Annotated in this window: 9 protein-coding genes; 4 read left to right on the forward strand and 5 right to left on the reverse strand. The window is 65.0% G+C overall.

Translation table 11 applies throughout. The features are described from left to right. Nucleotides 1-765, reverse strand: coding sequence for a YdcF family protein (locus U858_RS0131920; protein ID WP_025141171.1), 765 nt, complete (start codon nucleotides 763-765; stop codon nucleotides 1-3). Between the two features lie 15 nt (nucleotides 766-780). Further along, nucleotides 781-1,752: a glycosyltransferase family 9 protein gene (locus U858_RS0131925; protein ID WP_025141172.1), complete on the reverse strand. Its 972-nt coding sequence runs from the start codon at nucleotides 1,750-1,752 to the stop codon at nucleotides 781-783. 106 nt (nucleotides 1,753-1,858) lie between these two features. Here U858_RS0131925 and msbA point away from each other — a divergent pair, with 106 nt between their 5' ends. From msbA to U858_RS0131940, 3 genes are all read left to right on the forward strand, one after another. After that, complete coding sequence (gene msbA, locus U858_RS0131930; protein ID WP_025141173.1) at nucleotides 1,859-3,634, forward strand: lipid A export permease/ATP-binding protein MsbA; 1,776 nt, start codon at nucleotides 1,859-1,861, stop codon at nucleotides 3,632-3,634. A gap of 44 nt (nucleotides 3,635-3,678) precedes the next feature. After that, on the forward strand, nucleotides 3,679-5,496 hold the full coding sequence (locus U858_RS0131935; protein WP_025141174.1) for a monovalent cation:proton antiporter-2 (CPA2) family protein: 1,818 nt from the start codon (nucleotides 3,679-3,681) through the stop codon (nucleotides 5,494-5,496). A gap of 202 nt (nucleotides 5,497-5,698) precedes the next feature. Next, nucleotides 5,699-5,920 carry a hypothetical protein gene (locus U858_RS0131940; protein ID WP_025141175.1) on the forward strand — a complete coding sequence of 74 codons (222 nt, stop codon included), beginning with the start codon at nucleotides 5,699-5,701 and terminating at the stop codon, nucleotides 5,918-5,920. Nucleotides 5,921-5,983: 63 nt separating this feature from the next. Here U858_RS0131940 and U858_RS0131945 read toward each other — a convergent pair whose 3' ends face one another. After that, nucleotides 5,984-7,129, reverse strand: a complete 1,146-nt coding sequence (locus U858_RS0131945) for a diguanylate cyclase (protein ID WP_025141176.1) — start codon at nucleotides 7,127-7,129, stop codon at nucleotides 5,984-5,986. Between the two features lie 139 nt (nucleotides 7,130-7,268). On the opposite strand from U858_RS0131945, the gene U858_RS0131950 reads away from it, so the two are divergent. Beyond that, nucleotides 7,269-8,741 carry a sensor domain-containing diguanylate cyclase gene (locus U858_RS0131950; RefSeq protein ID WP_025141177.1) on the forward strand — a complete coding sequence of 491 codons (1,473 nt, stop codon included), beginning with the start codon at nucleotides 7,269-7,271 and terminating at the stop codon, nucleotides 8,739-8,741. Between the two features lie 7 nt (nucleotides 8,742-8,748). On the opposite strand, the gene U858_RS0131955 is transcribed toward U858_RS0131950, so the two are convergent. Together U858_RS0131955 and rng are read right to left on the reverse strand one after the other, a co-directional pair. Next, nucleotides 8,749-9,450, reverse strand: coding sequence for a DUF3053 domain-containing protein (locus U858_RS0131955; RefSeq protein ID WP_025141178.1), 702 nt, complete (start codon nucleotides 9,448-9,450; stop codon nucleotides 8,749-8,751). 323 nt (nucleotides 9,451-9,773) lie between these two features. Beyond that, a complete protein-coding gene (rng, locus tag U858_RS0131960; RefSeq protein WP_025141179.1) occupies nucleotides 9,774-11,237 on the reverse strand; it encodes a ribonuclease G in 1,464 nt (487 codons plus the stop codon). Between the last annotated feature and the right edge of the window lie 1,123 nt (nucleotides 11,238-12,360).

The following is a 12,360-nucleotide window of genomic DNA, read 5'->3' on the forward strand; positions in this document are numbered from 1 at the left end:
TCAGACCCACCCGCGCAGCCAATACACGAACAGCCCGGCGTATTCCTTGATGATGGAACGGCTGGCGTCGAAGGTGCGCTGGTCGGGCAGCCAAGGGTTCAGCGACCCGTCGGCCGGGCGCACGATCTGCGGCGGGGCGGGCGCGGCAATGGCGGTCACGCCCTGCTTGGAGAAGGCCGCCATGGCGCGCGGCATGTGCAGCGCCGACGTCACCAGCAGCACCTTGCCGATGCCGCGGGTTTTCAACTGGTCTTCGGTCAGCGCCGCGTTTTCGTAGGTGGTGCGGCTGGCGTTTTCCAGGATCAGGGCCGATTCCGGCACCCCTTGCTGGCGGATGGCGTGGGCCATGCCGCGGGCTTCGCTGACGTCGCCTTCCAGGGCGCCGCCGGACAGCAGGATCTTGGGCGCACGGCCGGCCAGGTACAGCTGCGCGGCGGTGTCGATACGCACGACCGCCGTGTCCTTGTCGTAGGGCAGGAACCAGTTGGCACGGCCGTTGGCGGTGTTGCCGCCCAGCACCACGATGGCGTCGGCGGTGGGGGACTCGGTAGGTGGCAGGTGCGGGTAGCGGCTTTCCAGCGCGCCGCCCAGCCACAGCGACGTGGCCGGCAGCGACCACGCCAACGCCCACAGCAGGCCGGCCAGGATGATGGCGCCGCCCGTCTTGCGCAGGCGGAACAAACCAAGGACCAGGCCGACGACGACCAGGGTCACGCACAAATTGTAGGGAATGATCAGATTCGCGAGATAGCTGGAAAGGGTCATGTCAAAACAATCCGTTTACTGCGCGCCGTCCAGCAGCAGGTTTGCCTGCTGTTCCACTTGTTCCGAGGACGGCCATGCCGATTCCGATCCGACGCAGACCGCCTTGGGCGACCAGGGGCCCGTGCGGCCCGGGCGGGTGACGCCGAACAGCGTCAGTTCCCGGGCGGCGGCGGCCGCGGCGACGTGCGACACGCCGGAATCGTTACATATCACCAGCGCCGCCCGGGCCGTCAGGGCGGCAAAGGCGCCCAGCGACAGGGGAGGCAGCAACTGCGCCGTCGGCGCATTGCGTCGGGCGTCGTCGGTTTCCGCTGGAGGAGGGCACATTACCACGGTATGACCCCGTGCCTGCAGCGCGCGCGTAAGTGTATCGAATCCCGGCCACACCTTGATCTTGCCCTTGTGCAGGCCGGTGGCCGTGGGGGCAATCAGCACGAAGCGCTGGCCGGCCAGCCCGGCCGCTTCCAGCGCCAGCGACGCGGCGCTTTCGTGGGCGGGCGTCAGGGGCAGGTCCAGCGTCGGGCCCGGCTCGGCGGGGCCGGCGGGCAGGCTCCAGCGCGTCAGCGCCTCGCGGGTCAGGTGGTACCAGGACTGCACCGCATGCAGGGGCGCATCCGGCTTGGCCACCGGCCAACGCAACAGGAAGCTGCGGCCGTCGTCCCGGTAGCCGGCCGACGGCAGGCCTGCCAGCCGGAACACCAGGGCGCTGGACAGGGAATCCGGCAGCAGCAGGCCACGCGCGCGACGGCCTTCAGCGCCTAGGCTGCGGCGGTGGTTATTGACCTGGGCGCGATCCGGCCCCACTTTTCCCAGCATGGGAATGAAATCCCGCTTTGCCACGCCATCCAGCAGATCACGGGCCCAGGGGCGGGCGCAGATCACCAGGGGCACGCCGGTGGCCTGAAGGATGCGCAGGCTGGGCAGGCTCATGCAGACATCGCCCACCCAATTGGGCAGGCGGACGTAAAGGCAACTGATTTCGGACATGGACAGGCGCGGTGCGCAATTAGGGCTGAAGGGGGGATGGGGGCGCCGCGCCGCAGCGCGTAGCCGGTACAATCCCGGGCACAATTGTATTAAAGCGAGTGATTCCTTGAATTCTGCCGCACGCAACGCGCCCGCGGGCTCCCAGCCCGTCAAAGCTGAACTCTGGAGCCGCATCTACACCCGGGTGGGTTCCTACTGGAAGGGGCTGGTGCTGGCGACCCTGCTGATGGCCGGCGCTGCCGCCACGCAGCCCACGCTGGCCGTCATTATGAAGCCCCTGCTGGACGATGGCTTCGCGGGCACCAAACCCTACTACGTCTGGGCCCTGCCGCTGGCGGTGGTTGGACTGATCTTCGTGCGCGGGGTTTGCAACTTCTTCAGCGATTACCTGCTGGCGTGGGTCGCCAACAACGTGCTGCTGGGGATGCGGCGCGATATGTTCGAGCGCCTGCTGGGCCTGCCCGATGCCGATTTCAAGCGCGGCGATACCGGCCGTCTGCTCAACCGCTTCACCATCGACGCGGGCAACGTCACCGGCTACGCCACCGACGTCATCACGGTGCTGGTGCGCGAAACCCTCGTCGTCATCGCCCTGATCTGCGTGCTGCTGTACATGTCGTGGGTGCTGACCCTGATCATCCTGATCATGCTGCCGGTGTCGGTGCTGATCGCCCGAGTCTTCATCAAGCGCCTGCGCCGCATCAACCGCGAAATGGTCAACATGAACGCCGAGCTGACCCGCGTGGTCAGCGAAGGCATCGACGGCCAGCGCGTCATCAAGCTGTTCGACGGCTACGAAGTCGAACGCGGCCGCTTCGATTTCGTCAGCACCCGCCTGCGTCGCTTCGCCATGCGCACGGCCACCGCCGACGCGGCCCTGACGCCCTTGACCCAGGTCTGCATCTCGATCTCGGTGGGCGCGGTCATCGCCGTGGCCCTCAGCCAGGCCAACAGCGGCGCGCTCACCGTGGGCAGCTTTGCGTCCTTCATGGCCGCGCTCGCCCAGATCTTCGACCCCATCAAGCGCCTGACCAACCTGGCCGCCCGCATGCAAAAGATGCTGGTGTCCGCCGAAAGCGTCTTCACCCTGATCGACCAGGTGCCCGAAGGCGACACCGGCACCCGCGAACTGCCCGAACCCGTGCGCGGCAAGGTCGAATTCCGCAACGTCACGCACCGTTTCTCCGACGCGGATCGCGATACCGTCAACGACGTGTCGTTCGTGGTCGAACCCGGCCAGACCGTGGCCCTGGTGGGCCGCTCCGGCAGCGGCAAGACCACCTTGGTCAACATGCTGCCGCGCTTCGTCCTGGCCGATACCGGCGCCATCTTCGTGGATGACGTGCCCATCAACGACCTGAAGCTGCGCAGCTTGCGTTCGCACCTGTCGCTGGTCAGCCAGGACGTCGTGCTGTTCGACGACACCATCGCTGCCAACGTCGGCTACGGCGCCCTGGGCCAGGCCAGCGAGCAGCAGGTGCGCGATGCGCTGGCAGCCGCCAACCTGCTCGAATTCGTCGAAGGGTTGCCGCAGGGCATCAACACGCCGGTGGGCGAAAACGCGGCCCGCCTGTCCGGCGGCCAGCGCCAGCGCCTGGCGATTGCCCGCGCCCTCATCAAGAACGCGCCCATCCTGATTCTCGACGAAGCCACCTCGGCGCTCGACAACGAATCCGAACGCCAGGTCCAGGCCTCGCTCGAACGCCTGATGAAGGGCCGCACCACGCTGGTCATCGCGCACCGCCTGTCCACCGTACAGAACGCCGACCGCATCATCGTGCTCGATGCCGGCAAGATCGTCGAGCAGGGCCCCCACGCCCAGCTGCTGGCCGCCAACGGCCTGTACGCCTCGCTCTACAAGATGCAGTTCCGCGAAGACTGACCCCCGCGCGCGGCGCCCCGGCGCCGCGCCATCTGGAGCCGCCCATGTCCGTGCCCGCCGATGGCAACCAGCTCGTCAATGTCGTGGTCTTGCTGGGGGCGGCGGTGGTGGCCGTCCCCCTGTTCAAACGCCTGGGCCTGGGCTCCGTCCTGGGTTACCTGGCCGCCGGCCTGGTGATCGGCCCGTTCGGCATCGGCTGGTTCTCCGACCCCAAGTCCATCCTGCACGTCGCCGAGCTGGGCGTCGTGATGTTTCTCTTCATCATCGGCCTTGAGATGCAGCCGTCGCGGCTCTGGAAGCTGCGCGGCGAGATCTTCGGCCTGGGCGTGGCCCAGGTGCTGGCCTGCGGTGCGCTGCTGACCCTGGTCGGCCTGGCCGCCGGCCTGTCGGGCGCCGCGGCCTTCATGGCGGCCATGGGTTTCGTGCTGTCGTCCACCGCCATCGTCATGCAGATCCTGGCCGAACGCGACGAAACCGCCAGCGCCCAGGGCCAGCGCATCGTCTCCATCCTGCTGCTCGAAGACCTGGCCATCGTGCCGCTCTTGGCCCTGGTGGCCTTGCTGGCGCCTTCGAGCGGCGGCGAACACGGCGATCCCTGGCTGCAATCGGCGATCGCCGTCGGCTGCATCCTGGCCTTGCTGGCGGCGGGGCGCTGGCTGCTCAATCCGCTGTTCCGGCTATTGGCCGCGGCGCAAGCCCGTGAAGTCATGACCGCCGCCGCCTTGCTGGTAGTGCTGGGGGCGGCGCTGGTCATGGAACTGGGTGGCCTGTCCATGGCCATGGGCGCCTTCCTGGCCGGCGTGCTGCTGTCCGAATCCACCTTCCGGCATCAGCTCGAAGCTGACGTCGAGCCGTTCCGCGGCATTTTGCTGGGCCTGTTCTTCCTGGGCGTGGGCATGTCGCTGGACCTGTCCGCCGTGGCCCGCGAATGGCAGCTGATCCTGGCCGCGGTCGTCGTGTTCATGGGGGTCAAGTCGGTGGGCGTCTATGTGGTCGCCCGGCTGCTGCGCGCCAGCCACGCCGAAGCCCTGACCCGCGCGGCCCTCCTGGCCCAGGGCGGCGAATTCGCCTTCGTCCTGTATGGTGCCGCCGCAGCCGCTGGCATCTTCGACGCCCACCTGGCGGCAGTACTGATCGCGGTGGTCATCATTTCGATGGCGCTGACGCCGTTGTGCGTGCTGGCCCTGCGCTGGCTGCTGCCCAAACCCGCCCCATCGATGGAAGGCGTCGACGTCGCCCAGGACCTGGACGGGTGCGCGCTCATCGTCGGCTTCGGCCGCTTTGGCCAGATCGTCACCCAGGCCATGCTCGCGCGCGGCATGAAGGTATCCATCCTGGATACCGACACCGACGCCATCCGCGCCGCCGCCAAGTGGGGCGTCAAGGTGTATTACGGGGACGGTACGCGCATCGATATGCTGCGCACGGCGGGCGCCGAAAACGCCAAGGCCATCCTGATCTGTATCGACAACCCCCAGTCGATCAATCACATGGTCAAGCTGATCAAGGCCGAATTTCCCCTGGTGCAATTGGTGGTGCGCGCCTACGACCGGATCCACTCGCTGGCGCTGGCCAAGGAAGGGGTCGACTACCAGGTGCGTGAAACCCTGGAATCGGCCCTGGCCTTCGGCGAAGCCGCGCTGCGCGTCATCGGCGTGCCGGCCGACGAGGCCGCCGAAGTCGTGGCCGACGTGCGCAAACGCGACACCGATCGCTTCGAACTGGAAGTCGCGGGTGGCCTGTTTGCCGGCCGGTCGCTGCTCTACGGCAACATGATGGGTCCGGCGGACGGCAAGAACGACCAGCCCGACCGGGAAACCACCGGCCACGCTTCCCACGCCGAGCCGGGCGCGCCGGCCTGATCGGCGTCGTTGCGTTGGCGGCGGCAATCCGCCTGCGGTTGATAGCCAGACGGCCCCCAGGTTGCATCCTTTTGGGGCATGACAGGCTTATTACCGACTCTTTGCATTACTTTACGCATCATTTCACGCGCAAGCCCGATCGGCTGAGGTAGATTGGTTTCCACGGCGCTTCGCTTCGAAGCGCGTTTGCCAGGGGGCTGCCATGCTGCAATCGGATCGTATTTCCACGACCCCACACGCTGTCGGGATGGAGCTTGCAAGGCGTCAAGCCACGACCCTGCACTGTGGGTTTTCTGCCGGCGCCATGCGCCAACTTGCGGTGTCTGCCGGTCCGGCCTGGGCGATCAGCGCCCACCGCGAAACCGACAAGGCGCGCGGCGCCAAGGCCTTTCCGTTCCGGATCGCCGCTGCCGTCGCATCCTGATGGCGAGGGTAGGGTAGCGGGTGCAGGCCAAGGCCCAAGACTTGCCGCAGGGCAGTAAGTACTTTATAGCTGGGCCATCGCCGCCCGGCTTTTCCCGGCCGACTTCGCCAGGTACAGCGCGCGGTCGGCCGCATGCAGCACCGCGGCGGTGTCAGCGCCATGGCGCGGAATCAGCGCAATGCCGATGCTGCCGCCGATGAACACCGGCAGACCCTGTTGCAGGTCATAGGGTTGGCGGACACTGTCGATGATGCGGTCGGAAAACCGCCGGACGTCCTCGTCGCCCTCCAGACGCATCAGCAGCACGAATTCATCGCCGCCGATACGGCCGGCTTCCGCGCCGGGCGGCTTCAACGCCAACAGCCGTTCGGACACCTGCTTGAGCAGCGCATCGCCCGTCCCGTGGCCATAGGTGTCGTTGACTGCCTTGAATCCGTCCAGGTCCAGGTAAAGCACCGCGAATTCCGCCGTGCCCTGGCTGGCGCGGCCCACCGCCTGGTCCAGCGCGCGAAACAGGCCATAACGATTGAGCAGTCCGGTCAGCGAATCCTGCCGCGCCTGGCGTTCGTTCTCGCGTTCGGCCAGCATGGTCGACACCAGCATGCGGTTCAGCCGGTACGACGCCATCGACATCGACGTCATGTACAGCGGCACCTGCACCAGCACCAGCCAGAAAATGGGTTCCTGCGTGAACAGCGCCGCCAGGGCGCAGGGCCCCACGCTCAGCGCCACCATCGCTGCGGACAGGCGCGGCGCGCCGAAATTGCGCACGCAGATGCCGCCCACCATGGACGCGGCCGACAGGCAGGCCAAGGTGGCGGCGATCCAGTCGCCGCTGGTCAGACTGATAAAGGTGCCGTAACCCACGCTGCCGGCCCAGCACAGCGCCAGCACCACATACAGGTCGGTCGGCGTCGGTTTGCCCGTCAGCGCCAGGCGGCGGGCCGACACCAGCACCACGATGCGCGAGGCGCACACCAGCGTTTCCAGGCCCAGCCATAGCAAGAACAGGGGTTCCGGCCGGCGCAGGGTGATCAGCGCAGCCACCAGCAGCGTATTGATGATGCCGCCAAAAAAGATCGGCAACGATCCGAACAGACCGCCCAGCAACGCCACGCGGATATCGGGCGGCACGTTGCGCCCCGGGTCCACCAGCCACTGGGTGAACCGCCGGTTCGGCAAGCTGTAAATCCTGTCCTGGGTATTCATAGATTCGTTCAATGGGAACGGGCCGGGCCGCTCGCGCCGGGGCGACCGAACGCCGCCATCTTGCCTGTCAACACGCGCTTGCGGCATTATGACCCTAAAAAAGCACGACACCCCCCCGCGATCGCGAAGGAGCGCCGTATTGAAGTCCCATGGGTTACTACATCGCAGTCTGTATGCCCTGGCGGGGCTGATTGCCGTCGGCATCTGTGCGGCCGCGGTCGCGCTGCTCTGGATGGATCGGCGCGCCTCCTGGACGCAGGCCTACGTGTCCGCGAGCAATCTGACCGAGGTGCTGGCGGCCGACATCGGTCGCACCATCCATGTCTACGACCTGTCATTGCAGGGCGTCATCGAACGCCTGCAGGAACCAGGCATTCGCGATCTGCCAGGCGCCACGCTGCACCGTTTTCTGTTCGACCGATCGGCCAGCGCCGAATTTCTGGGCACCATCCTCATCCTGGATAGCGACGGCAATGTCGTCTATGACTCGCAAACCATCGAGCCGCCCAAGGCGAATTTCGCCGACCGCGATTTCTTCCAGGTCCATCGCGATAGTGCTGATGCCGGCATGTACGTCAGCCGGCCTTATCGCAGCCGCTTGCGCGACGGCGACGAGAGCATCGGCATCAGCCGGCGCCTGTCCAACCCGGACGGCAGTTTCGCCGGGGTCGTCACGGGATCCTTGCGGCTGGCCTTTTTCCGCGAACGGTTCGCGCGGCTGTCTCTCGGCCCGCAGGACTCGATCACCATCCTGCGCAACGACGGCGCCGTCATCGCGCGTTCGCCCTATTCCTCAGGCGACCTGGGCGCCGACATCGGCCAGGCCAAGGCTTTCCAGCAGTTCCTGATCCGGCGCGACGGCGCCTTCGTGGGCGCGCTGGCGCCTGACGGGGTCGAACGGCTCTATACCTTCGACACGGTGCCGGGGGCGCCGCTGATCATCGATGTGGCGTTGGCGGTGGACCAGGTGCTCCAGCGCTGGGAGCGGCGCGCGATGCTGATCATCCCCATCACGCTCGCGTTGTTCGCCTCGGTCATGGCCCAGATCGTCCTGTACCGCCGCGAAACCCGGCTGCGCCAGGAAGTCGAAAGCCAGCTCGAAAGACAAGCCCAGACCGACGGCCTGACCGGCATCGCCAACCGGCGAACCTTCGACGAAACGCTGCAGCGGGAATGGCAGAGCGCCATCCGCGAAGGCCAGCCGCTGTCCCTGCTGTTCCTGGATGCGGACCGCTTCAAGCTCTATAACGACCGCTATGGCCACCAGGAAGGCGACGAACTGCTCAAGATCCTGGCGCTGACGATGCGCGGCAAGGCGCGCCGTCCGCGCGACCTGGTGGCGCGCTACGGCGGCGAGGAATTCGTGGCGTTGCTGCCAGATACCGCTCAGGACCGCGCCGTGGAAATCGCGGAACGCATCCGCCAGGCCGTGGTCGGCCTGCACGCCCAGCATGAAGACAATGAAGGGGGCATCGTCACGGTCAGCATCGGCGTGGCCACCGTGACCCCCAAGCCAGGCGATGACGCCTCCGTACTGGTCGAAGCGGCCGACGCCGCGGTCTACCAGGCCAAGGAGGCGGGCCGCAATCGCGTCATGGCCGCCGACGCGTGAGCGGTCTTTACTTGCCCATCATCACCGCTTGCAGGCGGGTCTGCGCTTGCTGCACCTTCTGCGCCTGGGCAGTCAGTTCCTGCAGCAGCTTGTTCAGCTCGGCCTGCACGGTCGGGTCCTGCACGCGCGCCACCGGCCCCGACAGGTCGATCTGCGACTTGTGCGCATCCACGTAGTCGGCGATCGCCAGGCTGCTATCCAGCGTGCCCGTGATTTGCGGCAGCACTTCGCGGAAGGTGTTGGCCGGCAGGGTCACCGTCTTGTCGTAGGCCTTGTCGTAGACCGCCTTCAGGTCGTCCGGCTGCTTGAGCTGGGCGCGGGCGGCATCCGCCTTGGCCTGTTCCTTGGTCAGCGCCTCGCCCATGTCCTTCAGGCCGGACTGCACCGTCTTCAGGTCATCGCGGCGGGCGACCACGTCGTTCAGCGAACGCACCGCGCCTTTCTGCATCAGGTTGCCCATCGGCTTGACCGACGCATCCATGCCCGAATTGAAGTCCGTGATCACCGCGTATTGCGAGGCGTAGTCGCCGAACGACTTCTTCTCTTCATCCGTCAGCTTGGGCACGCGCACGCCGGGTTTGTCGACGATGCGGGTCTGCAGGAACTGCATGAACGCGGCGCGCTGTTCGGGTTCTTTGCTGCCGCAGGCGGCCAGCATCAGCGGCAAGGCGAGGGCCAGTGCAACGAACGGACGGAATAGGGATTTCATGGGGTGATTCTCCGAAAGCATAGGAAAGGGCACGGCCTCGAAAAGCGTCAGGCCAGCCCAGCCGCCGGCGAGCTTATCGGGTCATCGCCTGCCTTGCCACGGGTTTCAAACTTCATTTCAATCGAAGCGCAGCGATACAACTTTCACACACATTGACGTGAAAGTTTGCGTGTTAACTGATAGCGCACTGCACCTTGCGGCACAGGGGGCGGGGCACCCCGCCATGCCGCAGCTAAAAGAAAACCGCCCGGAGGCGGCGTTCTGCTGACGGAGGGCGGCGTTCGGTCTGATTCGACGCCCGGCTCCTGATGTCACGACGGGTCCTACACCAGGATGATGTCGTACTTCTCTTGCGTGTACGTGCTCTCGACTTCCAACGACACCCGCTTGCCGACGAAATCGCCCAGCATCGCCAGATGCTGGCTTTCCTCTTCCAGGAACAGATCCACCACGTCCTGCGACGCCAGGATGCGGAACTCCTTCGGATTGAACTGCCGCGCCTCGCGCAGAATTTCACGCAGGATCTCGTAGCAGACCGTGCGCGGCGTACGCACATTGCCTCGCGATTCGCACATGGGGCAGGGTTCGCACAACTGATGCGCCAGCGAGTCGCGGGTACGCTTGCGCGTCATCTCCACCAGGCCCAGCTGCGTGAAACCATTGACCGTCATGCGGGTACGGTCGCGCGACAGCGCCTTCTTCAGTTCGGCCAGCACGGTTTCGCGGTGTTCCTGTTCTTCCATGTCGATGAAGTCCAGGATCACGATGCCGCCCAGATTGCGCAGCCGCAGCTGGCGGGCAATCGCCTGCGCCGCTTCCAGGTTGGTCTTGAAGATGGTGTCGTCGAAATTGCGGCCGCCCACGAAGCCGCCCGTGTTCACATCCACCGTCGTCAACGCCTCGGTCTGGTCGATGATCAGGTAGCCCCCCGACTTCAGGTCCACTCGCCGCGACAGCGCCCTGGCGATCTCGTCGTCCACATTGGCCGTGTCGAACAGGGGGCGCTCGCCGCTGTAATGCTGGATGCGGTCCACCACCGACGGCGTATAGATGCGCGCCCACTCCAGCATGGCGGCAGTCGTCGTGCGCGAGTCCACCAGAATCGAGCCGGTCGAGGGCCCCACCATATCGCGCAGCACGCGCTGCGCCAGCGTCAGGTCCTGGTGCAGCAGTGTTGGCGCCGGGTGTGTGCGGGCGGCCGCCTGCACGCTGGCCCACAGCTTGCGCAGGTATTCCAGGTCAGCCGTCAGTTCTTCGTCATTGGCGCCTTCCGCCTGGGTGCGCACGATGAAGCCGCCTTTCTCCTCGGCAGGCATCAGCGCCTGCAAACGCTCTCGCAACTGGATGCGTTCGGATTCCGAATCGATCTTCTGCGAGATGCCGATGTGCGGATCGTGCGGCAGGTACACCAGCATGCGGCCCGCCATGCTGATCTGCGTCGACAACCGGGCGCCCTTGGTACCCAGCGGGTCCTTGACCACCTGGACCATGATGGTCTGGCCCTCGAAAAGCAGCTTTTCTATCGGGGTCGGCGTCAAGCCCTGGCTGCGCTCGCCGCGGTTCTCGCGCAAGTCCGCAATGTGGATGAACGCCGCACGCTCCAGGCCGATATCGATGAACGCGCTCTGCATTCCCGGCAGCACCCGCACGACCCGCCCCAGATAGATATTGCCGACGTGCCCGCGCTGGATGCTGCGTTCCACGTGCAGCTCCTGCACCGATCCCTGCTCGACCAGCGCGACGCGCGTCTCGAAGGGCGTGATGTTGATCAGGATATCTTCGCTCAGCGCGATGGTTGGGGGCATGGGGGCATCTTCTCCGGAGGGGTGGGGCGCGGGCGCGGCGCCAAGCCGAATAGTAAACGTACCTATGGGCCAGGCAAGTCGATGGTTCAACTCTATCTATATAGGCGCAAGTTCAGCTATCTATATATAGAGCGCCGCACGAGCGCAAGTTCGCCTCTCTATATATAGAAGGCCGTTCTGTGCGTAGATGGCTGCCCTGTGCGACAACCCGGGCAGTCCGCCAGCCAGGGCCGGCTGGTGTGGCGGACGGAGAAGTGTGGGGCAAGTCAGCGCGTAAGGGGCTCGCGGCCCATGGTGGCGGACGGGATCGTGGACCGGCGAGGCGGTTGCTGCGCCGCCCGAAGCGGAATTCATCAAGCTTTTTGCGTCCGGCGTGTGACAACGCAAAATTCTGTGCTATAGTCTCGCTCCTTCGCAGTTCAAGCGGTTTTGAACCGCGAAGCCAAGCAAGTGCAACGGATCTGGATGCCTCGGCAAGACAGATTTGCCGCAGGGCTCCAAGGCGATGAGTTGGTCAGCAGTTTGTGACCTGATTCTCGAACCAGCAGTCAGCGGGTTTTGCAAAAGATGGTGCAAATCAGGCAGAAGCCAGTTGCACAATCTGCAAAAGTTGTGCTATAGTCTTGGGCTTGGCTGGTGACAGCGAATCAGGGTTTACCCGGTAGGGTGGTCTGAATCAAGTTGCTAGCCGACTGAGCGGTAACCAACCTCTGGGGTTTCCCGGGGCTGCTGGAAAGTGAAGCGATTCACCGGAAAGCGGGGTTGCAAGATAGGGTGCAAATTAGGCAAAAGCCGGTTGCATAATCTGCAAAAGTTGTGTTATAGTTTCAGGCTTGGCAGTTGCCGAAAAGTTAGGGTTAACCCTGATGTTTCGATAGCTGCTAGGGCGAGACCTGAAGAGGTCGTAAGGCAGGGCGGTGAGTTCGAGTTGAAAAACGAAAACAAAGCTGACTTGACAAACGATAAAAACTTCTTCATAATCTCTTTTCTCTGCTGCAACGACAGCGACGACGCGAAAGCGAAGTTAGCCGAAGTTGAGGGGCAGAAGCAGTAAGAAGTAAACGCAGTACAGAATTTAGCAGTACCGCTCTTTAACAATTAAACA

Source organism: Achromobacter sp. DH1f (assembly GCF_000633435.1).
GTDB lineage: Bacteria > Pseudomonadota > Gammaproteobacteria > Burkholderiales > Burkholderiaceae_B > Achromobacter > Achromobacter deleyi.

Excerpts from the sequence above, each read along its gene's own strand:
- U858_RS0131920 (WP_025141171.1), bottom strand. The coding sequence starts at position 765 with ATGACCCTTTCCAGCTATCTCGCGAATCTGATCATTCCCTACAATTTG.
- U858_RS0131925 (WP_025141172.1), bottom strand. The coding sequence starts at position 1,752 with ATGTCCGAAATCAGTTGCCTTTACGTCCGCCTGCCCAATTGGGTGGGC.
- U858_RS0131935 (WP_025141174.1), top strand. The coding sequence starts at position 3,679 with ATGTCCGTGCCCGCCGATGGCAACCAGCTCGTCAATGTCGTGGTCTTG.
- U858_RS0131940 (WP_025141175.1), top strand. The coding sequence starts at position 5,699 with ATGCTGCAATCGGATCGTATTTCCACGACCCCACACGCTGTCGGGATG.
- U858_RS0131945 (WP_025141176.1), bottom strand. The coding sequence starts at position 7,129 with ATGAATACCCAGGACAGGATTTACAGCTTGCCGAACCGGCGGTTCACC.
- U858_RS0131955 (WP_025141178.1), bottom strand. The coding sequence starts at position 9,450 with ATGAAATCCCTATTCCGTCCGTTCGTTGCACTGGCCCTCGCCTTGCCG.